General features: G+C 66.8%; 19 protein-coding genes. 10 read left to right on the top strand and 9 right to left on the bottom strand.

Going from position 1 to position 25,090, the window contains the following annotated elements:
• Positions 1-107 precede the first annotated feature (107 nt).
• The 4 genes from IPM18_17785 (at position 108) to plsY (ending at position 8,136) form a co-directional block, all read left to right on the top strand.
• The gene (locus IPM18_17785; protein ID MBK9121434.1) at positions 108-1,937 is read left to right on the top strand and encodes a hypothetical protein; all 1,830 of its coding nucleotides are present in this window, start codon (positions 108-110) and stop codon (positions 1,935-1,937) included.
• A gap of 2,116 nt (positions 1,938-4,053) precedes the next feature.
• Positions 4,054-6,567, top strand: a complete 2,514-nt coding sequence (locus IPM18_17780) for a hypothetical protein (GenBank protein MBK9121433.1) — start codon at positions 4,054-4,056, stop codon at positions 6,565-6,567.
• A 99-nt stretch (positions 6,568-6,666) separates the two neighbouring features.
• Positions 6,667-7,260, top strand: a complete 594-nt coding sequence (locus IPM18_17775) for a hypothetical protein (GenBank protein MBK9121432.1) — start codon at positions 6,667-6,669, stop codon at positions 7,258-7,260.
• Positions 7,261-7,485: 225 nt separating this feature from the next.
• Positions 7,486-8,136 (top strand): glycerol-3-phosphate 1-O-acyltransferase PlsY, encoded by a 651-nt coding sequence (gene plsY, locus IPM18_17770; protein MBK9121431.1) that lies wholly within the window; start codon positions 7,486-7,488, stop codon positions 8,134-8,136.
• A 54-nt stretch (positions 8,137-8,190) separates the two neighbouring features.
• On the opposite strand, the gene IPM18_17765 is transcribed toward plsY, so the two are convergent.
• Both IPM18_17765 and polX read right to left on the bottom strand, forming a co-directional pair.
• Positions 8,191-9,609, bottom strand: coding sequence for an SRPBCC domain-containing protein (locus tag IPM18_17765; protein MBK9121430.1), 1,419 nt, complete (start codon positions 9,607-9,609; stop codon positions 8,191-8,193).
• Positions 9,610-9,754: 145 nt separating this feature from the next.
• Positions 9,755-11,512, bottom strand: a complete 1,758-nt coding sequence (gene polX / locus IPM18_17760; protein ID MBK9121429.1) for a DNA polymerase/3'-5' exonuclease PolX — start codon at positions 11,510-11,512, stop codon at positions 9,755-9,757.
• A gap of 148 nt (positions 11,513-11,660) precedes the next feature.
• Between polX and IPM18_17755 the strand changes: the two genes are divergently transcribed.
• Positions 11,661-11,921: a CDGSH iron-sulfur domain-containing protein gene (locus tag IPM18_17755; GenBank protein ID MBK9121428.1), complete on the top strand. Its 261-nt coding sequence runs from the start codon at positions 11,661-11,663 to the stop codon at positions 11,919-11,921.
• A 3-nt stretch (positions 11,922-11,924) separates the two neighbouring features.
• Here IPM18_17755 and IPM18_17750 read toward each other — a convergent pair whose 3' ends face one another.
• The 4 genes from IPM18_17750 to IPM18_17735 form a co-directional block, all read right to left on the bottom strand.
• Positions 11,925-13,331 carry a methyltransferase domain-containing protein gene (locus tag IPM18_17750; protein ID MBK9121427.1) on the bottom strand — a complete coding sequence of 469 codons (1,407 nt, stop codon included), beginning with the start codon at positions 13,329-13,331 and terminating at the stop codon, positions 11,925-11,927.
• A complete protein-coding gene (fmt, locus tag IPM18_17745) occupies positions 13,328-14,284 on the bottom strand; it encodes a methionyl-tRNA formyltransferase (GenBank protein ID MBK9121426.1) in 957 nt (318 codons plus the stop codon). Before fmt ends, IPM18_17750 begins: the two co-directional genes overlap by 4 nt.
• Before the next feature lie 47 nt (positions 14,285-14,331).
• A complete protein-coding gene (def, locus tag IPM18_17740) occupies positions 14,332-14,880 on the bottom strand; it encodes a peptide deformylase (GenBank protein MBK9121425.1) in 549 nt (182 codons plus the stop codon).
• Between the two features lie 112 nt (positions 14,881-14,992).
• Positions 14,993-16,387, bottom strand: a complete 1,395-nt coding sequence (locus tag IPM18_17735) for a hypothetical protein (protein ID MBK9121424.1) — start codon at positions 16,385-16,387, stop codon at positions 14,993-14,995.
• A gap of 203 nt (positions 16,388-16,590) precedes the next feature.
• Here IPM18_17735 and IPM18_17730 point away from each other — a divergent pair, with 203 nt between their 5' ends.
• Genes IPM18_17730 through IPM18_17720 form a run of 3 tightly spaced genes read left to right on the top strand, consistent with a single transcriptional unit; the run spans position 16,591 to position 20,373 of the window.
• On the top strand, positions 16,591-18,111 hold the full coding sequence (locus IPM18_17730; protein MBK9121423.1) for an amino acid decarboxylase: 1,521 nt from the start codon (positions 16,591-16,593) through the stop codon (positions 18,109-18,111).
• On the top strand, positions 18,108-19,268 hold the full coding sequence (gene wecB, locus IPM18_17725) for a UDP-N-acetylglucosamine 2-epimerase (non-hydrolyzing) (GenBank protein ID MBK9121422.1): 1,161 nt from the start codon (positions 18,108-18,110) through the stop codon (positions 19,266-19,268). Before IPM18_17730 ends, wecB begins: the two co-directional genes overlap by 4 nt.
• A 1-nt stretch (position 19,269) precedes the next feature.
• Positions 19,270-20,373 (top strand): glycosyltransferase family 4 protein, encoded by a 1,104-nt coding sequence (locus IPM18_17720; GenBank protein MBK9121421.1) that lies wholly within the window; start codon positions 19,270-19,272, stop codon positions 20,371-20,373.
• A gap of 49 nt (positions 20,374-20,422) precedes the next feature.
• Here the strand turns inward: IPM18_17720 and IPM18_17715 are convergent, their stop codons facing one another.
• From IPM18_17715 to IPM18_17705, 3 genes are all read right to left on the bottom strand, one after another.
• Complete coding sequence (locus IPM18_17715; GenBank protein MBK9121420.1) at positions 20,423-21,589, bottom strand: glycosyltransferase; 1,167 nt, start codon at positions 21,587-21,589, stop codon at positions 20,423-20,425.
• Between the two features lie 64 nt (positions 21,590-21,653).
• Positions 21,654-22,568 (bottom strand): phenylalanine 4-monooxygenase, encoded by a 915-nt coding sequence (locus IPM18_17710; protein ID MBK9121419.1) that lies wholly within the window; start codon positions 22,566-22,568, stop codon positions 21,654-21,656.
• A gap of 89 nt (positions 22,569-22,657) precedes the next feature.
• Positions 22,658-23,098, bottom strand: coding sequence for a hypothetical protein (locus tag IPM18_17705; protein ID MBK9121418.1), 441 nt, complete (start codon positions 23,096-23,098; stop codon positions 22,658-22,660).
• Positions 23,099-23,462: 364 nt separating this feature from the next.
• Between IPM18_17705 and IPM18_17700 the strand changes: the two genes are divergently transcribed.
• Together IPM18_17700 and IPM18_17695 are read left to right on the top strand one after the other, a co-directional pair.
• Positions 23,463-24,614, top strand: coding sequence for a hypothetical protein (locus IPM18_17700; GenBank protein ID MBK9121417.1), 1,152 nt, complete (start codon positions 23,463-23,465; stop codon positions 24,612-24,614).
• Positions 24,611-25,081: a hypothetical protein gene (locus IPM18_17695; protein ID MBK9121416.1), complete on the top strand. Its 471-nt coding sequence runs from the start codon at positions 24,611-24,613 to the stop codon at positions 25,079-25,081. The genes IPM18_17700 and IPM18_17695 overlap by 4 nt, the downstream gene beginning before the upstream one ends.
• The last annotated feature ends 9 nt before the right edge of the window (positions 25,082-25,090 follow it).

The raw sequence follows: 25,090 nt of genomic DNA, 5'->3' as shown, positions 1-25,090 counted from the left end.
CGCTTGCCCCGGCCCCGGCCGCGGGTACATTGGAAATCGTGGACGCCGCGCGGTCGCGCAAGTTGCGTGTCTCGCAAGCACCGTGCGGTGCCACGTTCGAGATCGTTATGCGCAACCGTCAACTCCTGGACGGCCTCTGGCAGTTTCTGCCCCTGGCCGAACCACTTCCGGCACCACCCGCTACACCTCCCCCGACACAGGGCTTCGCTGCCACACCGATCCGCGTGCCGGGTTACTGGAACACCTTTCCACCCGCAGTCGGCGGCGATTGGGACGCATACCACCACTACCACTACCCCACCGCGTGGCAGGCGGCTCCGGCCGCCTGGCTGGGCACAACCTTCCAACCCGCCGAGTGCCCAGAACCTGACAAGGCCCGCACGTGGCTGCGCTTTGATGCGGTCGCCGGCCACGCCTTCATCTGGGTCAATGGGCAGTGGCTCGGTGATAACCGCGACAGCTTCCTGCCATTCGAGTTCGACGTCAGCACCTTGTTACGGCCGGGTAACAACACGCTCGCGGTCTATGTCGCCCCACCGCCTCAGCGTGAAGGGTTGTGGCTCCAGCCGTGCGGATCATGGGTCGGCTGGTACATGCGCGGCATCTGGCAGTCGGTCGCACTGGTCCGGGTACCCAGGCCAGCGGTATGCGACGTCTTCGTGCAACCCTCCGTCCGCCAGGGGACGCTCATAGTCTCGGTCACCGCGAACTGTGACGCCCACCCCACCGCGGTACACGTGCGCATCCGCGACGGGGAGAAGTCTGTTCTCACACTGGGGCCGGCCAACCTCCCGGCGGGCACAGAGCCCGCAACGCTCACCCTGTCTACGCCGTGGCCGAATGCGCGTTACTGGTGCCCGGACGATCCCCATCTTTACCACGCCGACGCCGAGCTGCGCCGCGGCAACGAGGTCATCGATACGCATACTGTACGTTTCGGATTCCGCGAGTTCTGGATCGACGGCACCGAGTTCCGGCTGAATGGCGAACGGCTGCGGCTGTTTGGTGATTCATGGCATTACATGGGCGTCGCCCAGCAGAACCCGGCTTATGCCCGCACCTGGTTCCGGTTCTGCAAGGAGATCGGGGCGAACGCCATCCGGACACATGCCATGCCCTACCCGCCGTGCTACTACGACACAGCCGATGAGCTTGGGATGCTGATCATCGACGAGACCGCGGTGTACGGCTCGGCAGGGACGCTGGCTTTCGGCGAGGCGGACTTCTGGGAGCAGAGCCGTGCGCACCTGCGGCGGCTCGTGCTGCGTGATCGTAATCACCCCGCAGTCATCTTCTGGAGCGCTTGTAACGAAACCGTTTGGAAGGGTGGCGCGGCGATCTTCCCCGGCCTGCTCTCACTCGCCGAAACCGCCCGGGCCCTGGACCCGACACGGCTTGTCAGCTTCGACGAAAATGACTGTGACGTCGGTGGTGCCGCCGTGCTGCACGCCGGTCATTACGGCACACCCCAGCACTGGGAGCGCGTCTGGCGGCGCGACCGGCCGCTCGTGCTGCACGAGTTTTCCGCGCTTCTACCACGGCGGGCCCGAAGCCGCCTGTCCATACGGAAACGAGACCGTCTACGCCGACTACGACGCACGCCTGCGAGCCACCGGCGAAGACGCGGCCGAGATGTTTCTACAACTGCGCCGCCTGGGCGCGGCCAGCATCACGCCGTGGAACCTCAACTGGTATGGCCTGCGCCCCGGTCCCGCGGAACCGGTCGAGGAACTCGCCCCCGAGTTGCTGGCCGGCGGTCCGCAATTCGAGCGGATCGGTTCCTACGCCCTCACATTGAATTACGGCTACCGTCCAGGCGCCCCGGCCTGGGAACCCAACGCAGCGCTCGCGGCCCTTGCACGCTGCTATCGCCGTCAGCGCTGCTACGTGCAGCACCTGCCACGGCAGGCCTTCGCGGGCGCAGGGGTGCGACTTGAGGCCTGGGTCTGGAACGACACGCCCGGCACCCTGCGGGCGGATTTGCGCCTGCGCCCGGCTGATGCGGAGCATGCGACCCCGCTTGCCGTGGTGCCGGTCGAGCTCGCACCCCACGGTCATGCGGAGGTGACGCTGCGCTGGAACGCCGCCAGTGTGCCTGCCCCCACAACAGAGCGCGTGGTGCTGGAGTTGTACTCCACCAGCAGCGGCACAGTTCTCGATGCAGAGACCTGGGAATTCGCGGTCCATCCACGCCGGCCACCCACAGCGCTACGCAGCGTGCATGAGCTGATGCTGAAGGGACAACGGCCCACGCTAACGGACTGGGCGGAGTTCACGCACGACCCCGACGCGACGATCGTGCTGACGGAACTGCTGAATGGCACAACCCTGCTCGAACTGCTGGCGCAGCCCCCAATCGACACCTGGCTGCGCACCGGAGGTCGGTTGCTCGCACTGCCGATGGCCCTGGCGGACGACCCCGCCTCGATCCTGTCACCCGTCCGGCGCAGCTATAACAGGGCGTTCATCCGCGCTGCGGCCGGCGATCCATTACTGGCTGGTCTCACCGATATGCACTTCCGCGACTGGGGTCCGCACGGCGAGGTCGCCGCCCTTGTGTTTGAACGGCCGACGACGGGACCCGCGCTCACGCCGCTGGATGTGGGCGACGCAGCGGCCGGGCTCGCCTATACCCCTCTCGTCATCGTGCCGCATGGTTCCGGCCACGTGATCGTGACGGGGTTGCCTTTGAACGTCCGGCGCCACGATACCCCCGCAGCGGCACTGCTCTGGGAGCGGCTCTGCCATGGCCCGCTCCCCGCGCTGCCACGTCGAAAGGTGGTCGTCGGGCGCGCCGCGGCACACCGCTGCCGGTCGCATTTCAAGCACATCGGAGTGGAGGCGCGCGCGGCTGCCAGAGGGGTCGATGTGGCTCCCGAAGTACGGTTCTGCGACGGGACGACACCGATAGACCTGGAGGATCCGGCGATGGCCCCGGCGGCATTGGCGGAATTCTTCGAGCGGGGTGGAACGCTCTTCCTGACCACTCTGACGCCCGAGACTGCCGCCGACTGGGCCGACCGGCTCGCACTACCCCTGGTGCTTGAGGAGGAGGAGTGCTGCAACGTCGCACGCGCGGCACCGGACGATGCGCTGCTGGCGGGTTTGAATAACTTCGACTTCTGCTGGGTCGATCGCGACGAGCAGCAGGCGATTGTCCGCCACACCCTCCCCATGGACCTAGGAACCACGCTGATCCAGACCGTCGCCACCCGCTGGGAGGGCTACCAATCTGCGCATGAGCAGCACAAGGTCGCGTTGATGCTGCGGCGCATGACGCAATTCCGCGGACCGCGGGCGGTTGTCGTCCGTGTGCCACGCGGTCACGGCACGCTGATACTGAGCCAGTTGCTGCTGCACGAGGCCCGCGGGCGCTTTCTGCCACGCGCGCAGCGCATCCTCTCGCGCTGGCTCGACACCAGCGGCGCAGCGCGCTATCTGGCAGCCAGCCCGCTGGCCCCACGCCCGGCGACAGCGCTACGCGGGGACGGATACGTCGCGGCCTGGCTGGTGCTGGGACCCTTTGCGGATGCGGATGGACACCCCCTCGATCATGTCTTTGTGGATGAGACCGCGCTCGCGCCACGCGCGGGCACCAAGGTCGCACAGCGCGCCTGGCAGCGGATCGCCACCGCGTTGCCGTATGTCGATCTGGGCTCGGTTTTCGCGACACTGCCGCCGCGCGATCGTGTGGCGTACGCGGCGGTCTATGTGCATGCCGCACAGGATCGCACCGTGCTGTTGGACGCCCCTGACCTGCTCGGCCTACTGCTCGGTGCCGATGGCGGTATCAAGGTTTGGCTCAATGACGCGCTGGTCGGCCGCTTTGACTTCGTCCGTGAACTGGTCCTCGACAACGACCACATCGCGCACCTGCCGCTGCGTCAGGGTTGGAATACACTCGTCCTCAAGTTGCACAACCCGGCCGGCGCCTGGCGCTTTGCGGCCCGTTTTGTAACGGCTGCCGGCGAACCCGCCAGCGACCTGACCTGCCAGACCGAATCACCGGTGTAACCCCCGCGGAACGACCGATATGCACTGAAAGGAGTGTGGATGGCCACCGAACATCTTTCACTCGACGGCCGCTGGTCCCTCGCGGGCTTCGATGGTTACGGCATGTTTCTCGACCAGCATGAGTTGCCGGCCGTGCTGCCCAACCTTTGCTGGCTGTCGGCCACGGTACCGGGGTCCGTGTACACGGATCTGCTGCGGGCCGGCTGGCTCGCGGAGCTCTACACGGGCTGCAATACGCTGGCCGCACAATGGGTCGAGCAGCAGTACTGGTTCTACCGGCGTCGCTTCGAAGCACCACCTCCGCGCACCGGTCAACGCTGCGACCTCGTGCTCGACGGGCTCGACCTCGACGCGGTGGTCTATCTCAACGGTCGACCTGTCGCCACGCACCACAACGCGTTTCGACCCATCCGCGTGACACTCGATCCTTATCTTCAGCCCGGTGAGAACGAGCTCATCGTTCGGCTCAGCAGCGGGCTGCTGGAGCACCTGGACCAGCGCGGCGGCGATTATCACCTTGAACTCACCGCGGCCGCGACCCGGCGCGCCTTTCTGCGGAAACCCCATTTCGCCTGCCGCTGGGACTGGGCCCCACGCCTGATGAACGTCGGGATCGGCGGCGGTGTGTGGCTTGAGTTGTGCGATGAGCTGCGTCTGGGTGACGTGCGGCTCGGAACGTACGTGGCAGCGGATCACAGCGCAGCGACCCTATCCGTGCGGGCGGTCGTGGAGAATCTGGCGACCCATCCACGGGAGGTCATGCTGTCGGTCCGCCTGGCGGGCACGGATGTGCGGGGCGCCACCGTGGCCGAGCTGCCCCCCGGCACGCAAGACTTCGTGTGCGAACTGCCCATCGCCGCACCGCGGCTGTGGTGGCCGCGCGGGTACGGTGCGGCGGAGCTGTACGATGTGGAAGTCACGCTCATTGCAGACAGTCAGACACACGCAACGCGGCACCTCCGGACGGGGCTGCGCAGTGTCGAACTCGCGCAGCCGCCCGCGGAGGACGGGGGCCGGCTCCTGCACCTCCGGGTCAACGGCGAACCGATCTTCTGCAAGGGAGCGAACTGGGTGCCGGCCGACCTGCTACCGGCGCGCGTGACGGCACTGGACTACCGCGCGCTGGTGGGGCTCGCGGTCGAATGCCACTGCAACCTCTTGCGCATCTGGGGCGGCGGCGTCTATGCCGATCCTGAGCTGCTCGCCGCCTGTGACGAGGCCGGCATTCTCGTGTGGCATGATCTCATGTTCGCCTGTTCCACTTTTCCGGGCGACGACCCCGCTTTTGTGCAGGAGGTGGTCGCCGAGGTCCGGCACCAGGTGCGTCGTCTCTCGTCCCACCCTTCGCTCGCGGTGTGGTGTGGCAATAACGAGGTGGATGTCGGCGTCACCGACGGCTGGCTGCACGGTCACCGCGGGGGGCAGCCCTGTCACACGCTTTTTCACAAAACACTGGCACAGGTCGTGGCGGAAGAGGACCCGTCGCGGCCGTGGTGGCCCAGTTCGCCCTCGTCACCCGATGGTGCGCACCCGAACGCACCGCACATCGGCGACCAGCATCCATGGGACGTTGCGCTCGGCGCGCCGAAGGGGGACTATTGGCATTACCGCCACGATGCGAGTCGCTTCCCGAACGAGGGCGGCATGCTCGGCCCCAGCACACCACCGACGATCGAGTCCATCCTGCCGTCGGAGGAGCGTTTCCTGGGCAGTCGCACCTGGAACCACCACGACAACTCGCAGAATACCTGGAAGGGCGAGCCCCTGCTCGATCACCTTTTGCGCGTCAACCTGTGTCCGGCTCCACGGCGGCTTCCGTTCGAGGACTACTTGCGCTACGCCGCACTGCTCCACGGCGAAGCGCTCGAGACTGCGATCGACAACTGGCGCCGCCGGAAGTTCGACACGTCCGCAGCCATCTTCTGGATGTTCAATGATACCTGGCCGATGGTTACAAGTTGGACGCCAATCGACTACTACCGGCGCCGCAAGCCGGCCTTCTGGTACGTCAAGCGGGCGTTTGCCCCGTTGCGCGCCATCTGCACGTGCAGGGCTGAGCGCTGGTGCGTCATCGTGGTCAATGATACGCGCGTACCGCAGCGCCTTACCTTACGTACCGGCCTCTTTGCGCTGGCTGGCGGTCGGCGGCATGAGATCGAACAGACCGTCAACTGCCCTGCCAATGGCGCCGTGGTCGCATTCGAGCAGCCACTCCGGGAGTGGGATGTGCTTGGCATCACGACCCATGGCGCTTTCGCGACCTGGCGCACCGAAGATGGCACGATCGGCCAGCAGCGGCTCTTCCGTGCCCGGTTCGCGGAGTTGGCCTGGACTCCTGCCGAAGTGACCGTGTCGCGCCACGGCGCTGCGCTCACGCTCACCGCGGAGCGCTTCTCGTGGGCCGTCTGCCTCGACCCAACCGGTGAAACCCCGCTCGCCGACAATTACATGGACCTCCTGCCAGGAATTCCCTGCACGGTGCCGTGGCCCGCCGGGATGGCCATTCCACGCCCCACCGTCGCGAACCCTCCCGCGGCTGTGCTTACGCCCTGAACCGCAGTTTCGCCGTCGGGGCAAGCTGTCCCGCACAGTTGCCGTCCGGCGATCATCTCCATACGATCCACGGTGGGAGTGCCTCCGGAGAACCGCCTCATGAAGCTGCCCAGCGTAACCGGGCCTGAGCACTATGCCGGCCTGTACGCCTTTGATTTCGGTGACTGGACCTCGGTCGGATATACGGCCGAAGAGATTGCCCTACTGTACGAGCGCGAGCAGTACCAGCATGGCAAGGTGTTCAAGATCGTGCGGGCCGGGCCGGACGGCGCGCTGGAACTCCAAGGCGTAGCGCGGGAGCGATTCCTCCTGGAAAGCGGGTTGTTTTTTCACCGTCTTGCACAGACCGCGGCGCTGGCCGACTGCGCTGCGCTACGCCACCTCGCGGAAATCACCCCGCCGCCCTGCCGGGCGAAGCTCCAATGCGCCGATTATGGCGCGCCAGCGGAACGTGACCGGTACGTGGTGGCCCTGATCTACCCGGCCGAATACGAGGCCGCGGTCTCCCAGTGGCTGCTTGCCGGCCGGTATACGGGCGGAGACCTGGTCGAAGGCGGTCCGAGCCACGTGACGAACTATTACGAAACAGAAAAGACCCTCCTCGAGCGACACCAGCTATGGAGCGCCGGATCACACGAGACGCGCACCGCGGACGAGGTTTACGCCTCCGTTCGGCGGACCGTGCAACGCTAGGACCGGTGCGCGCCGGGCGCTGGCTGGGCTGGGTGTGGGCAGTATGCACCTGGGTGGCAGCGCGTCGACGCCTCCGCGCACGGCCGGAAGACTTCGCCCGCCTGGATTTCCCCACGCAGACCCGTCACCGGGGCTGGCGGATGACAGAGTGGACTCGCGATCGTCTGCGGCCGCTGTGGCTCCGTCTGCGGCGCGGAGCCGAATGATCCTGCGCGGAGCGTCCCCATGCTGCCCACCCTGCTGATTGCCGGTGCCTATCTGCTGGGCGCGATCCCTTTCGGTCTGCTCATCGGTATGACGCGCGGCGTCGATATCCGCACGCTCGGCAGCCGCAACATTGGCGCCACCAATGCGGGCCGCGTGCTGGGGCGAAAGTGGGGCTATGTTTGTCTCGTTCTCGACATTCTCAAGGGCTTCGCACCCACACTGCTCGCATCCCTCTGGCTGACGCACGCGGCAGGACCACAACGACAACTCTTGTTGTTGGGGGTCGCGGCCGCGGCCGTACTCGGTCACGTCTTTCCGGTCTATCTCCGCTTTCGCGGCGGCAAGGGTGTGGCGACCACGGTGGGTGTGGCCCTGGGATTATGGCCGGTGTACACCCTTGCGATGTTTGCGGCGCTGATCGGGTACGGGATAGCGCGCTTCCTGACGAGTACTGTGTCGGTGGGTTCGCTGACGCTCGCGGTCGTGTTTCCCGCCGCGTGTGTGGGTTACATTGTCCTCACAAGCGAAACGTTGGCGGCGAATTGGCCACTGGTGCTGGTGAGCGTGTTGCTGGGGGCGCTGATCATCGTGCGCCACCTGGAAAACATCCGACGCCTGCTGCACAGAGAAGAGCACACCTTGCAGAGGCGCTCCGAGGAAACTCCGTAGGCGGAGCGCAAAGCATCCCCGCGCCAGGCCTCACCCGTGCATCTGCACCCACGGTTAATTGCTCGTTGTCGAACGCGTCCGCAGCAGGCGCAATTCTTCGGCCCCTGCGCGCATCAACTGTGCCACCTCCTCGCCGGACCAGGGTGCATCGCCCTCCCGCTCCACGGTGCGATGTACTAGTGTCGCTCCATTTCCTGCGGGTGAAAGCGTGAACAGCAAGAGGTGTGTGGGATTCACCGGTGTGCGACCTACGAGCAGTTCGGGTTCCAGCGCGGTGAGAACTTCCGCCCCCGCCATCAGCGTGTGCAGCGTCAGCCAAACCTCGGACGCCCGCGCCGGGATGACCAACTCAAACTCGATCCGCACCGGGTCGGCCATGGGTCGCATGAGGACGCCGTCGTCATGGCGCCAGGTATCAAGTGGCGCAGACCCAGCACCCTCCAACGCCTGGGCGCAAACCGTCCGACATTTCTCCAGCACCACCGGCCACACCCGCGAGAAATACTCGTAGCAACGCTCCCACTCATCGCCCATGCCCCACCCGTGCTGCACCAGGCGGACGTGCGTCCATGCCGCCCCCACCGCTTCAAACGTAAGGAGCACATGCGTTCGCTCCTTCCGGACATTCGGCAAGGAGGGCGGCGCGTTCCACTCGAACGCCAGGAAACGCCCCGGCTCAAACGCGAGCACGTGGCAACCCTCCGACCCCCGGCTCCCTTCGTCTGCATCCGGAAGAAAATACAATTCATAGACCCCGCCCGGGCGCAGTTCAATGCGGGCTGCCGGTGCGAAGAAGCTAGTCACACCCTCTTGCGTGGCCCAGCGCTGCCAGACCTGCTCCGGCGAACCCGCGATCAGTGCCTCTGCCGTCACGCGCCGGTCGGCCGCGTGCTTGCGCAAGTCACACTCCCGGTGAAAGATGCTGCGAAAGGCGGACCTCCAGCCCTCCCCGGTCGCCGCGAAGACCTCCCACTCGTAGGTGTCTGGGTCCACGAAGCGCAGCGTCTGCCGCCACTTGCGTGCGGTTCCCGGACCGTAGTCGGTCCAGTGGAACTCAAGCGTATCCGCGTCCAGTTCCCCCACGGTACCGTCATAGAGCACACCGCCGGCCGAGACACTGCGAAAAACGATCTTTTCTTCCCCCGGGTGGTAGTACATCGATGTTTCGTACACCAGGCGCGCTACGCCGGCATCCACGGTGTACGAGTAGCCCTTCAGTAGTTTGCCTTGCAGAGCGCGCTCGTACTCCACGCGAAGACCCCCGCGCGTCGGGTCCTCCCACAGGCCCTGGGCCAGCCACGTCCCGACCAGGCGTTCCAGGATCGCCAGGGGCTCGGCCGGTTTCGTCGCAGTGGGCTCGACATTCTGTGCCGTTGCACCGCGAGCGGCACCGCAGACCAGCAGGATGACACCAATCCCCCCAATCCACGCCCGTTCACCTGGCCCGACTAGCGTACGATTTCCAGCGTTCATCGGCCGCTCCCTGTCAATGGTACACCCACAATCCCGGCGGCCGACGATACCGCTGTGCCGGGATGTGTCAAACAGAACTTCGTCGGGCGCCCTCCCGGCCAGCGGCGCACAATGGAACCGCGAGAGCCCCCGGTGCCGGTCCTCTTCAATCCCGCGCGGGGCCGTGTTTTCTCTTCGCGGAAACGAAGGCCATGATGTCCGCCGCCGGCCGGGTGTTCAGGACATCACCGCGCTCCAGCCCGGCGCGTCGGGCGGTGGTCACTCCGTAGCGCATCTGGTCGTACTGGCCGACTTCGTGGGCGTCCGTGTTGATCGCGATGGTGACACCCAACTCGTGCGCCCGCCGCGCGTGCTGGTCCTTGAGGTCAAGCCGCAGGTAGCTGGCGTTGATCTCCAGCGCCGTGCCCGTCGCAGCCGCCGCCCGGCAGATTGCTTCCACATCGAGTGGCATCGCCTCCCGTTCATGTATCAACCGACCCGTGAGGTGGCCGATACAATGGACGTATGGATTGTGGATGGCGCCGAGGACACGCCGGGTGTTCGCCGCGGCATCCTGACCCATGCCGGCATGCACCGAGGCCACGACGAAATCCAGCTCGGCCAGCAGTTCATCCGGGTAATCCAGCTTGCCGTCCGCGAGAATGTCGACCTCGCTCCCGATCCAGACCCGGATACCTTGCGCGGTCCGCGCCGCGGCCCGCACGTCGGCGATGTGCGCCCGCAGGCGTTCCTCCGACAGGCCGTTGGCGATCACGCTGCTGCGCGAGTGGTCCGTGATGCAGAGGTACTCGTAGCCGCGCGTCTGCGCCGCCGCAATCATCTCGGTGATGGTGTTGCGACCATCACTCGCCGTGGTGTGCAGGTGCAAGTCCCCGCGGATGTCCTCCACCCGCAACAAGTGCGCCGGCACTCCCTCCGCCGCCAGTTCGCCACGGTCCTCACGTAACTCGGGTGGAATCCAGGGCAGATCGAGCGCCGCATAGATCTCCTCCTCCGTTTCCGAGGCGATGACCCGCTCGCCCTCCGTCAAGCCGTACTCATTGAGACTCCACCCGCGCCGTACCGCGAGCTCGCGCAGGCGGACATTGTGTTCCTTGCTGCCGGTGAAGTACTGCCAGGCCGCACCAAACGAACGCGCCGAGACTACGCGCAGATCCACCTGCACCTGTCCGCCACGCAGCTCGAAGCGCGCTGAACCTTTGGTGTCACCGGCTGCCAGGGTTTCCACAGCGCCGGGCAGTTGGACGAACGCCGCAACGACTGCGGCGCCGTCTTCCGCGACACAGAGCAGATCGAGGTCGCCCACCGTTTCGCGCCCACGCCGCAACGAACCGGCCCATTCGACCCGATCCACTCCCGGCAGGTGCGCCACTTCCGCCCGCAGGCGCTCCGCGAGCCCCCAGGCATCGCCGAGGCGGACGCGACCGGCGCTGCTTTCGAGAAACTCGATCCCGTGTGCAATCTGTGCGATCGACTTGTCGCCGAAACCCTTGAGTCCCGCGAGCGCGCCGGCGGCGAGCGCCGCCTTCAATTCCGTCAGCTTCGTAATGCCGCGCTCTTTCCACAGCAGCGCCACCTTCTTGGGCCCCACCGTGGGGATCCGTAGCAACTCGAGCAGCGTGGGCGGCACTTCGGCGGCCAGTTCCTCGCGCAGCGAAAGTCGGCCCGTGTGGAGCAGTTCGGCGATCTTCTCCGCCGAGGATTTTCCGATCCCCGGGAGCTGCGCCAAGCCACCTTCCGCAGCGATTTCATGCAGATCACGAGTCAGTTCGCTGACCGTACGTGCGATGCGGCGATAGGAGTTGACGCGGAAACCGTCCGCCCCCTGGATCTCGAGCAGGTTCGCGACCTCCTCGAATACTCGGGCGACATCCGCCTGGGTAAGCGGCGGGGACTTGACCATGCCAACCTCCGCCGTGTTTATAGGCGCGGTTGTCGTGCGCTACAACCGCGGCGCCGCAGTCGGCTATAATCGCCGCGGTACCGCGCGCACGTCAGGTGCTGCGGGCTTCGAACCAGACCACCCCCGCGTATGACAAGGCAGAATTTCCATGGCGGAACCGATCCACGGCACTCGACCCATCGGCGTCGACGAAACTCCGGGCAAGAAGGCCTACTGTACCTGCGGCCATTCACAGAAGCTGCCCTACTGCGACGGTTCGCACAACCGGATGGATACCGGGTGCAAGCCCTTCGTGTGCGAACTCACCGAGCCAGGCAAAAAGTGGATCTGCCAGTGCCACCAGACCGGCACCCCGCCTTGGTGCGACGGCAGCCACAAGCAACTTGCGCCGACGCAATCTCCGGCATAGGGTTTACGGTGCCTGCACCAGCCGCGCCCAGTACCCCCCGTCACGCCACAGCGCACGCGCCGGACCCCACGTCGGCAGCGTGACCTGTTCCGCCACCACGTGCCACGCCGGGTGCGCCGCTACAAATGCGGCCACCACCTCCTCGTTCTCCGCCGGCTCGATGCTGCACGTGCTGTAGACCAGTCGCCCACCCGGCCGTATGCAGCGCGCGGCACGGGTCAGCAACTCCGCCTGCACGGCTACCAGCGCGGCGAGCTTCGACGACCGGAATCCGAGGCGCGCCTCCGGGCGCCGTGCCAATACCCCCGTATTTGAGCACGGTACATCCACCAGGGCCGCGTCGAATTGACCGGCTTCAGCCAGGAGCTCGCGTCCGTCCGCACTCACAACCCCGACCTCGATCGAAGTAAGCTTCAACCGCTCCACGTTCTCGCGAATCCGTCGCAACCGGTCAGGCGCGATGTCGGTGGCGAGAATCCGTGCACCGTCTTGCGCGGCGCACGCGAGCGCAATGGTTTTGCCTCCGGGGGCCGCGCACAGATCGAGAATGCGCTCCCCCGGTTGCGGTTCCAGCGCGAGCGCGGCCGCATGGGCGGTGGTGTCCTGCACGTATCCAAGGCCATCCTCGAAAGCCGGCACGGTCGCAATCGGCACCGTGGGGGCGAAGTACGCCGCGTCGTCCGCAAACTCCACCAGCTCGCCGTAGTTCGCACCGCAGGTGGCACGAAATTGGTCCTCTGACGCGCGCAGCTTATGCCGCTGGAGCACGATGGGCGGCACGGCCTGCGATGCCCAGGCAGCCGCCTCGGCCGGGGCTGCGCCGTACCGCGTGACCCAACCCGCGTAGTGACTTGCCCTGAGCCCGGTCGCGGCCGCCGTGTGTGCCAGGAAGCCATCCCGCGCGTCCGCGGTTGGCAGGACCGCCAGGACCAGGCGCCGTGCCAGGTTCCAGCCCATGCGAATCAAGGTGGGATCGTGTCGTACCCATGGGACCAGGTCGGTTTCGGGGCAAGTGGCAGCCAGCCGACGTAACACCGCATTCACCATGCCCGGCGCCCGCCCGCGCACCACGCGCCGCGCGAGATTCACCGCTTCATTCACAGCCGCGTAGTGCGGGGTGCCCGAGCGCCAGAGCAGCTCGAACGCGGCAGTGCTGAGAATCGCCCGCACCGCCGGCGGAGTGCGGGTCGGGTCAAAGCGCGCTACCTGGGCGAGAATCCGCTCAATCGTCAAGAGGTGGCGCACCGTGCCGTAGGCAATGTCCATCGCCCGCCCCAGCGCCGGACCGTGCAGTTGCCCAGCGGTGCTGAGCGCGGCAAGTGTTTCCCCCGCAAACCGCACCCCGGCGAGGACCTCCGTCACGGCGTGCGCGGCCGCGCGGCGCCCATCAAGACCTTCGACGATTGTCATATGTCCGCTTCGGGTGCATCGAGCCGGTCTGGCGGTGCAATCGCCCGACCGTTCGCGAACGCCGCGAAGGGCATCAGGGACTTGCCGGCCGGCTTCACCTCGAGCAATCGTACCCGGCCGATGCCTGCCTGTATCGTACGATCGGGGTGAAACGCGCCGGGTCGCCACTGCTGGGACACAGGTGTGACGCCGTCCGCAACTTCCGCGCGCGCCAGCAGGAGTCGTTCGCGCCGCTGGTCACGGCCCACATAGGCACATGCCACCGCCGGCCACGACCACAGGCCGTGGATCCGGCGGACGACCTCGGCGGCCGTCGCAGACCAGTCCACGTATCCGTCGGACTTGCGCAGCTTAGGTGCGCGGGTGGCTTGCTGCGCATCCTGAGTTTGCGGCTCGAGCCGGCCCGCGGCGATTGCCGGCAGCACGTCCACAATTGCCGCCGCGCCCAGTAACGCGAGGCGGTCATGCAACTCGTCCGCCGTCTCGCGCGGGTCGATCGGGGTCTCGCGACTTGCCCAAACCGACCCGGCGTCCCAGCGCTCGTTGAGTTGGAAGATCGTAACCCCCGTCACTGTTTCACCGGAGAGGATGGCCCATTGATACGGCGCTGCCCCGCGATACTTGGGCAACAGGGATCCGTGAATGTTCACAAAACCGCGCGGCACCGCCCCGAGCAGTGCCGGCCCCAGTTTTTGTCCGAATGCGGCCACCACGCCGATATCCGCCCCGCTGAGCAGATCGGCGGGCGGCAGCCCATTGATGTCCGCGGTTGGCACGTGGCGCAGGCCAAGCTCGAGCGCCGCTGCACGCACCGGCGTCGGTTGCACGGCGCGGCCCCGGCCCGCCGCACGATCGGGCTGGCTGATCACCACGACAAGCGTGTGTCCGGCGGCGTGCAGGCGCCGTAAGGCCGGCACGGCGAAGTCACCCGTTCCGAGAAAAGCAATCCGCATGCTCGCGCCATCTGCGGCCGGCTGCGCCGGGGCAGCGGCCGCGGGGTTCAGCGCCGGCCTACCGGCAAGCGCCCGTAACGCTCCCGCCACGCATCCTCGAGCGCGCGGACCACTTTGCGATTCGCGATCTCGTCCGTCGGCCCCTGCTTGTCAAGAATGAGCACGCCTTCGAGATGGTCCGTTTCATGCTGGCAGATGCGCGCGACGAGATCTTCGGCGATGAATTCGAACGGCCGACCTTGAACGTCCTGCGCCGTCACACGCAGCCGCTGCGCGCGCCGCACCTGCACCGCGACGGCGGGGATGGACAGGCAACCCTCCTCGGCTTCGACCAGCCCCTCCGGATCGTGCAATTCCGGATTCACGAGCGTCAGCCCGTCCTGCGGCTCACCCGTCGGGTTCAGGACGAACAGCCGCACGTTCACCCCGACCTGCGGCGCGGCCAGCCCCACACCCCGCCCGGTGCGCATCAACTCGTGCATCCGGGCGGCAAACGCCGCAAGGTCCGGGGCGAATTCCGTGATCGCAGCACTCCGCTTGCGCAGGCGCGGGTCGGGGTAATGAATGATGTACAGCTTGGCGAGATCGAGCGACACGCGGGCTCCCTGCACGCGCCGGCAACAGCAACATACACCGTAGTGACAGTATAGCGTGTCCCTCCAGCACCGCGCGCGGTGGACCCTGCGACAAACACCCGCAGGACGCTGGTTACCCGCCCCACCAGCGGCTGCGCTTCTTCCGCTCCGCCGGGGCCGGATCCGCTGCACCGTCACTCTCCAGGCGGGCCAGCAGGTCACGATCACTCACACGGCCGCCGGTGATGCGCCGCAGGACGCGGAGCTTCTGCTGCTGCTGGGGGGAAAGTTGAGATTCATCGACCTGCTCTTCTGCTGCTTCGGTGGGGGGCGTTTCTGCGTCACCCGCGACCTCGGCCGGTGCAAGATTGGCAAGCCCATCGTGTGCCAGTCCGATTCCGCTCTCCTCGGCTTCAAGCTGTGCACGGAAGTCGTCGAGCCGTGCACGACGCAGTTTCAGTTCTTCCTCCTCCAGCGCCAGCGTTTCACGCTGCAGCGACAATTCGCCGCTGCGGTGCTGCAATTCCTCGGCGCCTCCGTCCGGGGACGCCCCACCACCGACGGTTGCACGCTGCTCAAGCCGTTCCTCCCAGGCGTGCAGTTCGGCCTCCCGCCGAGCGAGCGCCGCCTGCCGCTCCGCTACGCCGTCATCGTCCTCAGGGGCGGCTGCATCGCCCGCCCCCGCCTGCAACGCGGCGACGACCGATTCCAGTTCCTGCACGCGGGCGACCAACTCGGCCTCGCGCTGCTGCTGGTGCGCGTCCCGCGGCTCGCCCACCTCCCGGTTCGCACCACCCTTCTGTGCCAGCAATGCCCGTCGCCCCTGGTAGTCCTTGGCCCGCGCCGCAAGTGCGGCCTCGCGCTGGAGCAGTCGCTCTTCTTCACTGACCACTTCAGCACGACGCTGTTCGAGCATCTCGGTGCGGGCGGCCAGCGCGGCCTCGCGCTTACGAACCTGTTCTTCCTCGTGTCCGAGCGTCTCCTGTGATTCCTCGATGTAGCTGCGCCGCTCGGCTAGCTCGGCCTCACGCTCCCCGCAGCCGTTTTCCTGTGCGGTTAACTCGCGCGCCCGGACTGCACAGGCCTCCTCGCGCGCCTGCAACTCCGCTTCGCGCTCCTTCAGGGCGGATTCGATTTCCTCGAACGCCTGCGACCGTTCCTGGATCTCCCCCTGCCGCAACTCGAACGCAACCCGCTGTTCCTCGAACGCGGTGCGTTGCTGGTCGAACTCCCGCTTCCGAGTCTGCAATTCCTCCATCCGCCGCCGCAGCTCGGACTCGATCCGGTCGAGCTTCTCGGTCTTGGTACGCAGCTCCCGGCCGCGCTCCTCGGTGCGTGCGACCAACTCGGACAGCTCGACCTGTTGCCGCTCCAGTGCTTCCGTCTCGCTACGCAAGACGGTCTGCAACTGGTCAAACTCGTTGCACAGTTCCCCGACCCGGCCCGAGAGGCCCGTCAGCCGCTCTGCAAACTCCTGGCTCAACTCACCGTCAGCCGTAGCGGGATTCGTCGGGCGTGGACTCGGCACGGGCACCTCGCGCAGCGCTGCAGCAACAACACGCTCCTATCACCGGTTATCGGCAATCCCCCACGCCCAACCCAAGCCACAAGCGCGAGAGCCGCGCCCCACGCCCAACCCGGTAGACGCCGCCTTGACCCGGGCCAATAATACCTGATTCCGGCGAATTTTTCTGATCAACCCCACTGGCGGGGTGCCCCATGAGAGGCCCCATGAGCAGTACGCCCCAGACCCCGCAGCCGCCCACCGCGCAGTCGGCCAACCCTGCGCTTCGCCCCCCCCAGGCCCCCCACCCTGGCGACGTGGACCCCGCCGCCTTCCGTGCGGCCATGCACCAAGCCGCCGATTGGGTTGCCGACTACCTCGAAGGAGTCGAACGCTACCCGGTCCTGCCGTCCATGGTTCCGGGCGATCTCCGCCGCGCGCTCCCGCCCACACCGCCGCAAGAGCGCGAGCCACTCGACGAAATCCTCGCGGATTTCGAGCGGCAGATTCCCCCCCGCACAACCCATTGGAATCACCCCGGATTTATGGCCTATTTCCCGGTGACCGGCTCCGGCCCCGGTATCCTCGCGGAAACACTCGCGGCGGCGCTGAATGTCAATGCCATGCTCTGGCGCACCGGACCTGCGCAGACCGAACTCGAGGAACACGCCTGCGACTGGTACCGCCAGATGCTCGGCCTACCCGGTGACTTCTGTGGTCACATCAACGACACGGCCTCCCTCAGTTCGCTGCTGGCCCTCGCCGCGGCACGCGAACGAGCCCCGTTCGAGCTGCGGCGCCGCGGTCTCGCCGGCCGCACCGACGTTCCACCCCTCACGGTCTATTGCAGCGACCAGGCACACTCATCCATCGACAAGGCGATGATTACGCTCGGGCTCGGCCTGGAGAATCTCCGCCGCATCGAAAGTGACGGCGCCTTCCGGCTGCGCGTGGACCGGCTCGCAGCCGCGCTGGCGGCCGACCAGGCCGCCGGTCGCTACCCACTTGCCATCGTGGCGACCGTCGGCACCACTTCGACGACCTCGGTCGACCCTCTGCCGGAGATCGCGGCCATCGCCCGGCGCGAGAACCTGTGGCTCCACGTGGACGGGGCGTACGCACTGGCAGCGAGCATCTGTCCGGAGTACCGCCCGCTCTTCGCTGGTATCGAGCTGGCGGACTCGATCGTTACCAATCCGCACAAGTGGCTGTTCGTGCCGGTGGACTGCTCCCTGCTCTTCGTTCGCGAACCCGCCCTGCTGCGACGGGCCTTCTCTGTCATTCCTGATTACCTGATGACGAATGAAGTCGGCGTCACGAACCTGATGGATTACGGCGTGCAGCTCGGCCGGCGTTTCCGATCCCTGAAACTCTGGATGGTACTGAAAGCATTTGGCGTCAGTGGCCTGCAGGCACGCATCCGCTTTCAGTGCGGGCTCGCCCGCGACTTCGCCGCCTGGATCGAGCGCCAGTCGCATTTCGAGCTCTCCGCGCCCGTCCCGTTCGGCACCGTGTGCTTCCGCGCTGTCCCACCGCTGCCACCCGAGGAGCAAGACGCCTTCAATGAACGCCTGCTGGCGCTCGTCAACGCCGACGGGCGCGTCTTCATCTCGCATACGCGCCTACGCGGCCGGTACGTTCTGCATCTTTCCGTCGGCAACTTGCGTACGACCGCGGCGCAGCTTCACACCACCCAGGAGTTACTGCTCGCCGCCCACACACTTCTGCGCAGCGAGGCCGGCCGGTGAAGCGTATCCTGATCGTTTTCGGCACGCGGCCAGAGGTCATCAAGCTCGCCCCGGTGGTGCATGCGCTGCGGGCGCGGCCGGAAGGGGCCCAGCTCACCCTTTGCTCGACCGGGCAGCACCGTGAAATGCTCGCCCAGACCCTCGCCTCGTTCGACCTCCAGCCCGATCTCGATCTGCAGGTCATGCAACCGGGGCAGCACCCCACCGAGTTGCTCGGCCGATTGCTGCTCGCCCTGCACCCCGTGCTGGCCGACACACAGCCCGACGCCGTGGTCGTTCAGGGCGACACCACGACCGTCATGGCGGCGGCGCTGGCGGGCTTTCTCGCGGGCAGGCGGGTTGCCCACGTTGAAGCCGGCCTGCGGACCCATGACCGCCGCGCACCGTTCCCGGAGGAGGCACAGCGGCGCGTCACCGGTGTGGTCGCCGACGACCACTTTGTCCCGACGCGTGGTGCGGCCGACAACCTGCGCACCGAGGGTATCCGGCCGGAGCGCATCTACCTGACGGGCAATACGGTCGTCGATGCCCTGCGCTGGATGGCCAGGCGCGTCGCGACGCGCCCGCTGCCGCCGGAACTTGATCCTGGCGCGGCCCGGCTCATCCTCGTCACCGCGCACCGCCGCGAGAGCTTTGGCGCGCCATTCCGTGCAATCTGCGCCGCCTTGCGCCGCATTGCGGAGCAACACACGGATGTCTGCCTGCTCTACCCGGTTCATCTTAACCCGCAGGTGCGTGAAGTCGCCCACGCGACGCTGGGCAACTGTCCCCGCGTACGGCTGGTCGCGCCCCAGGATTACGCCACTTTCGTCGCACTGTTGCAACGCGCCGAGCTCGTGCTCACCGACTCTGGCGGCATCCAGGAGGAGGCCCCCGCCCTCGGTAAACCCGTCCTTGTCCTGCGCGAAAAAACCGAACGGCCGGAGGCCATCGCCGCCGGTGCGGTACGACTCGTCGGTACCGACACGGACACGATCGTCGCCACGGCCATGGAACTGCTGCGCCCCGACAGCGCCAGTTATGCCGCGATGGCCACCCCCCGGAACGTCTATGGAGACGGCCGCGCGAGCGAACGCATCGCCGAAGTTCTCCTGACCGGGCAGCTCACCCAAGCGGCCTTCGATCCACCTGGTGAACGCGTGCTGGAGTCCAAGTGACATGCGCGCGCTCTGGCTCGTGCGACGCAACCTCACCCAGCACCCCGGCGGGGACACCACCCAGATTCTGAAGACGGCCGCCGCGGTTCGCACTCGCGGCGTCGAGGTCGAATTCGCCGACACCTGCCCCCAAGACCTGGGTGGTTTCGATGTCGCCCATCTCTTCCACCTCGATCGGCTCTGGGAGAACACCGAGCATTCCGCCCGGCTTGCCGCGGCCGGTCTGCCCGCCGTGCTCAGCACAATCTACTGGCCCTGTGACGAGTTCGACCGTCAAGCCCGGGTGGGCGTTCAGGGTTGGCTCGCAAGGCGGGTCGGCAGCTCCCGTTACCAGGACCTGCGCCTGTTCCAGCGCTACCTGCTGCACTGCTGCGAGCAGCGGCGCATGCCCACCTGGACCCCCGGGCGATTCAGCTTCCGGCAGCGGGCCGTAGCGCTCTTGCAATCGATGGCCGTGCTGTTGCCCAACAGCCGCACCGAGGCGGATGTGATCGCGGACCGCTTCGGGACGGTGCGTCCCGTCGTACCCGTGCCCAATGCCGCCGATGCGGACCTCTTCGGCCTGCCGCGCAACCCCGGCGTGCGGAGTGGGGTGGTCTGCATTGGTCGTATTGAGCCGCGTAAGAACCAGCTCGCTCTGCTGCACGCGCTGGCGGACACGCAGATACCACTCACTTTCGTAGGCCAGCCCGGCCGCTACAGCCAAGGATACTACGACGCGTGCCGCCGCGTGGCCCCCGCGCACGTGCGCTTTGTGCCTGCCCAGCCGGCAGAGGCCTTGCGCGGATTCTACGAGCGCGCCACCGTGCATGCGTGCGTAAGCTGGTACGAAACCCCGGGGCTCGCGAGTCTGGAAGCCGGCCTGTGCGGCTGCGCGCTGGTGGTCACTCCCGGCGGCAGTACGCGGGAATACTTCGCTGGGCAGGCGCATTATGCCGAACCGGGCGATGTGCAGAGCATCGCTGCGGCGGTGCGCGCCGCGCTCGCCACGGGCCCGGAGCCGCGCCTCGCATCGCGTATCGCAGAAGAGTTCACCTGGGAGGCCGCGGCGACGCGCACGATCGAAGGGTACGAGCTCGCGATCCGTAACACACGCCAGTGCTGATACTCACCTCTTACCCCCCCGCGGGAAGCCCTGCCCGGACGAGTGCGACCTAGGCACTGCCCTTTCCGATCGTTCGCACGAACGCTACATACTCCCGAGCCCGCACGCTCCAGTCGTTGGCTCGCGCGAACGCGCGCCGTTCACTCGCCCGGGCAGCCCCTTCCAAAAGCACGGTCCGCAGCGCCGCCACCGCTTCCTCCGGCGTCCGCACGACCACCGCCAGATCTCCGAACAGTTCGGTATCGGCCACCGGCGTCGTCACCACGGGACAACCCACCGCGAAGTACTCGTAGATCTTCACCGGGTTCGCGGCCGCACCGATTTCATCCTGTAGGAACGGCACCCAACCGGCCGTGAAGGCCGCCATGTACGCCGGTACCTGCGCGTAGGGTCGCGGTCCGAGCAGGTGTACGTTCGGGAGGCTCGCCAGTACGTGGGGGGAGCCGCGCCCGTCCTCCGGCCCGATCAGCACAAACGCGACGTCCGGCAGCGCGTGCGCCACCACCCGGATCATCTCCCAGTCGATCCACTCGTACAGCGCTCCCACAAACCCAACCACGCTACGATCCGCGGGCACGTCCACCGGCCGCGGCAGCGCTGCCGCACGCTCCGCAAACAGCGCCGCATCCACACCGTTACGGATCGTGGCCAGCGGAAGTTCCGGACGCTGGGCCCGAAGCCGCGTGCCCAGGCGCTCCGCGACGACAACCCCGCCGCTCGACCGCGCCACGAGGGCCCGCTCCCACGCTGCGAATTGTGGCGCCAACTCCTTCCGTGGCACGTGTACGGCGAGGTCATCAATGCAGTCGTACACCACCCGTCCGAACGGCAACATATCGAGCCAGGGTTCCCATCCCGGCGTGACCACCAAGGCGACCGCGGCGCGCAAGTCCAGTTTGCGCTCGAGCTGACGCCGCAACTCGCGGCCCGCCGCCCGCGCCGCGGCCCCGACACCGCGCGCACCGATGCGCTGCCACCACCGCGCCGGAAAAGTCGGCCACGGCCGTACGACGTGCGGAAGAGCGGCACCACGCAGCCGGTCCCGCAGGCGTTCCCACCCGGTCCGCAGCGATGGCACCTGCACAAAGCACGTCGGCTCGCCAGCCGCCAGCCACGCCTCGGTGAGCATGCGCGTGCGCCCGACCAGCCGAAAATCCCACGTCACCGCCGCCAGTGAGACGAGGACCGGCGAATCGGCAGGGGTAGCAGTGGTCATGGTGATCCCGTGGAACTCGGGCGCGAATGGTACCCGCCCGCAAGCGCCACGTCATGCCACGCGCTTACCCATCGAGCTGCGCATGCAGGAACGACTGGAGGTCGGCCTCGTCCACGTGCGGTTCGCCGGGGCTGACATTGCTGAGCCGACTGTCCAGCAACCAGCGCTCCAGCTCGTCAACCTGGGAGAAGAGATGGTCAAACGAATCGACAATGAACAGCAACGGCTGGTAATGGTTGATCTCGAAGTACTGGTTCACCACCCACTCGAGCTGGAAAGGGTAACGCTGCACGACCGGCGACTCGATGCAGTGCTCCAATTCACCGAACGAACTCAGCAGCCCGCTGCCGTAAGCCCGCAAGCCGCCACGGTCGCGCATCAGACCGAACTCCACGGTGAACCAGAAAAAACGCGCCATCGCCTTGATCTTGCTCTCGACGACCCGTGTGCGTTCGTGCTCATCGCGGATTTCGCGCGCCAGCTCTGCCGCCCGCCGCGCCACCTCGCCAAACCGGACCAGCACATCGGCGAAGACCGCGTCCGTGTGCATGGGCACATGGCCGGCGACGTCGTGGAAGATGTCCGGCTCGGGCAGATAATCGAGGGTCGCGCCGTCGCGGATCGTAATCGTGGTCGGAAACGCCCGGCACCGCAGGCAATCGAAGAACTGGTAAGCGGGCACGTAGCCGCTCACGGCCTTTGCGGTGAAGCCGCTCAGCGGACTCAGGAAACGGTTGATGTCCTCGAGCCGCGGGACGCGTTCGGGGTCCAGCGCCAGATTCTCGATCCCCTGGAGAAAGCGCGCGTTGGCATAGCGTTCCCAACGCGGTCGCAAACGCGCGTACAGCCGTTGCCAGGTGGCATGGTTATCTTCGCTGTACAGCTCGTACGGTTGCGTGATAAAGAGCTGATCGGAGGCCCGGGCCTGCTCGATGAACGGTGCCCGGGTCGTGGTCAGGCCCAGCGAAGTGGTCGGCATGGGTGCCTCCTTTCGAGCCGCCCGGATTCTAGCCGGACAGCCCGGAAGGCGGCTACCACCACCGGTCGAGGAGCCCTGTACCCCAGCGCTTAGGATACCGCGACCAGCTCCTCGCGGGCCGGTACGGTGTCGGCCACCGGCCGCCCCAGCAGCTCCACGAACCGGTCGAGTGCCCGCTGGAAGCAGCGTTCCGCCCACGCGGCATTCAGCGTTGCGACCCGCTCGTGCGACTTCTCCAGCACCGGCTCGCTCCCCAGCACAAACCATTGCGCGTTCAATTCGAACTCGCCCACGGCCGCCGATCGGAAGATGATCAGCAGGTACGTGTCCTCGGCCAGTTCAAATTTGTACGACCGCCGCCCGTCGCTCCGCAACGGCATGCTCGCGACGAGGCCGTTCTCGCGCAGGAATGCATGCAGATCCTCGAAAACGGGCTGCACGGACTCATCCAAGGCGGAGTCAAATTGCGTAGCCCAGTGGGACTGCACACGCCCGAGGCGTTCCACGAAGTTCCGTTTCCAGTCGTTCATCGACGTGACTCCCTTCCGCGGGTTTCCGGACTCAAGCAGCGCCCCGGGCAGCGCCCGGCCGACGCGGAGAGCGCGACGCCTTCCGTGCCTGCCGGCGCGTCTCCATCCTCCGTGGTCAAGTGTAGGAAATGTTCACACTCTCCGGTTGGGTAGCCGAAAAAGTGGCACCCCACGGCCGATATTCCAGCCGCTCGCCGCCACTCGTTCGCCGGCCGTCCGCAGGATCCGAATCTGTGTACCGCGGCCCCCACACAACGGGCTAAGTAGGTCGAGCCCCACCTGCCGCCAGCCGATGATGACAGTGGCGCAATCGTCCCGCGGCACGCGGGTACGGCGCGCTTGGCGAATCCTGCGCGGGCAATGAATGAATCGTATCGACGCACTCTACGACTGGCTGGCGATCGAACCAAGCAGCGCTGCCGACCGCGTGCTTGGGGCGGCCCTGGAGTTCGCCGAGCCCCATTATCAGCAACGCCTCTGCGACCTCCTCCTGCAGCGTGGCAGGTCGACCTCGTGGGCCGCGCTGATCGCCAACTACGGCCAGCTCCCCGCGACCCTCCAGAAGCAGGTCCGTGATGCCGGACCGGTTCTGGCTGAAGCCGCCGGACTCGCCCTGCGCGGCAACACCCGCGCACAGCAGAATGCGCTCGAACTGCTGCGAGAACACCCGTTGCCACAGGTGGCATATCTCGTCGCCGACACGTTGCGCTCGCCTGCTGAACCGGTGCATGCCGCTGCCGCAAGTGTACTGCGCCTGGCCGCCGAGGATGAGATCGCGGCCGGCATTACTTTCGGCCGGAAACCACTGCCGGATATGCCCAGTCAGGAGCGGCGCGCTCACATCGTGGACGCCTTGCGCGAAGCCCTGCGAACCTTTGCCCTGCATCATCGGGTCGATGTGCTCGAGCCCTGTCTCTGGTTTGCCCCGGAGCTAGGTGAAGCCCTCTGGGCGACGCTCGAGGCGGGCCGTTCACCAGCGGCCTATGTCGTCACAAAACGCCTGCCGACCTGGGATGATCCACGACTGGCCCCTTTTCTGCTGCTTGCATTGCGCCGACCGACTTGGCGACAGGCCGCCCTCGATGTCCTCCAGACCTGGAGCACCCGCACGCATCTGCTTGCCATGCTCGCCTGCACCTATCTGCTTGACGAGTCCGGCATCTGCAAGACACTCAGTCTCCTCAAACACCCGCGCTGGCTGTTCGCCGGCGGACCGGCGCTCGCAGACCTGCCGCGCGAAGCCCGCGCCCTCGTGCCCCGCTGGGTCACGGTGCTCGGTTTCACTGACGATGAGCGCGTCGTCGTGCTGAGCCGCTGGTTGGGGATCGATGACCCCGAAATTCGCCGCGCCGCGGCCTACGCCCTCGCGCAACTCGAGACCGATGGCGCCGTCCAGACCCTCGGACAACTCGCCGTAATGCCCGGTCCGCTCCGCACCTTTGCACGCTGGTATGTCACCGGTCGCCAGGTACGCGCCTTGGGCACGCGGCGCCGCACCGCGGGAGTCTCATCATGACGCTGCCCGCATGGACCGTGTCACTGCTCGCAACTTTGCCGGTGGACGGTGAACGCATCAGCCGCCTGCAGGCGATTCGCCAGGGACTAACCAACGAACGCCCACCCCAGGTCGACCTGTTCTGGCTGTTCGTCGCCGGGCTGGCACTTGCCGGCACGCTCTGGTTCATGGGTCTGATCGCAAAGCGCGCGGAGCGCCGCCGTCGCCCCATTGACCGACCACGCGACTTCCTCGCCGAGGCCCTCGACAAACTGCAACTCACGCGCGCGGAGGCCGACGATGTTCGCGTGCTGGTGAGCCACTGCCGCCTGAACGAGCCAGCCAGCTTGCTCCTGACTCCGGCCAACTTCGAGCACGCGCTGCGCACCGCGAACCGCAACGGACTCGACGCCGCACGGCGCGAACGCCTCTGCGCGCTTGCCGAGCTGTTGTTCGGCGAGCGCATTCCGGCCGAAAAAGTCCTGTAATCGCTCCCG

The sequence above is a fragment of the Phycisphaerales bacterium genome (assembly GCA_016716475.1).
In the GTDB taxonomy this organism is placed as follows: domain Bacteria; phylum Planctomycetota; class Phycisphaerae; order UBA1845; family Fen-1342; genus JADJWG01.
This window is presented reverse-complemented; position numbering and strand designations above follow the sequence as displayed.

Bases quoted from the DNA above. Each gene is read 5' to 3' on its own strand.
- IPM18_17785 (MBK9121434.1), top strand. From the start codon at position 108: ATGCGCAACCGTCAACTCCTGGACGGCCTCTGGCAGTTTCTGCCCCTG.
- IPM18_17780 (MBK9121433.1), top strand. From the start codon at position 4,054: ATGGCCACCGAACATCTTTCACTCGACGGCCGCTGGTCCCTCGCGGGC.
- IPM18_17775 (MBK9121432.1), top strand. From the start codon at position 6,667: ATGAAGCTGCCCAGCGTAACCGGGCCTGAGCACTATGCCGGCCTGTAC.
- plsY (MBK9121431.1), top strand. From the start codon at position 7,486: ATGCTGCCCACCCTGCTGATTGCCGGTGCCTATCTGCTGGGCGCGATC.
- IPM18_17765 (MBK9121430.1), bottom strand. From the start codon at position 9,609: ATGAACGCTGGAAATCGTACGCTAGTCGGGCCAGGTGAACGGGCGTGG.
- polX (MBK9121429.1), bottom strand. From the start codon at position 11,512: ATGGTCAAGTCCCCGCCGCTTACCCAGGCGGATGTCGCCCGAGTATTC.
- IPM18_17755 (MBK9121428.1), top strand. From the start codon at position 11,661: ATGGCGGAACCGATCCACGGCACTCGACCCATCGGCGTCGACGAAACT.
- IPM18_17750 (MBK9121427.1), bottom strand. From the start codon at position 13,331: ATGACAATCGTCGAAGGTCTTGATGGGCGCCGCGCGGCCGCGCACGCC.
- fmt (MBK9121426.1), bottom strand. From the start codon at position 14,284: ATGCGGATTGCTTTTCTCGGAACGGGTGACTTCGCCGTGCCGGCCTTA.
- IPM18_17730 (MBK9121423.1), top strand. From the start codon at position 16,591: ATGAGCAGTACGCCCCAGACCCCGCAGCCGCCCACCGCGCAGTCGGCC.
- IPM18_17720 (MBK9121421.1), top strand. From the start codon at position 19,270: ATGCGCGCGCTCTGGCTCGTGCGACGCAACCTCACCCAGCACCCCGGC.
- IPM18_17715 (MBK9121420.1), bottom strand. From the start codon at position 21,589: ATGACCACTGCTACCCCTGCCGATTCGCCGGTCCTCGTCTCACTGGCG.
- IPM18_17710 (MBK9121419.1), bottom strand. From the start codon at position 22,568: ATGCCGACCACTTCGCTGGGCCTGACCACGACCCGGGCACCGTTCATC.
- IPM18_17705 (MBK9121418.1), bottom strand. From the start codon at position 23,098: ATGAACGACTGGAAACGGAACTTCGTGGAACGCCTCGGGCGTGTGCAG.
- IPM18_17700 (MBK9121417.1), top strand. From the start codon at position 23,463: ATGAATCGTATCGACGCACTCTACGACTGGCTGGCGATCGAACCAAGC.
- IPM18_17695 (MBK9121416.1), top strand. From the start codon at position 24,611: ATGACGCTGCCCGCATGGACCGTGTCACTGCTCGCAACTTTGCCGGTG.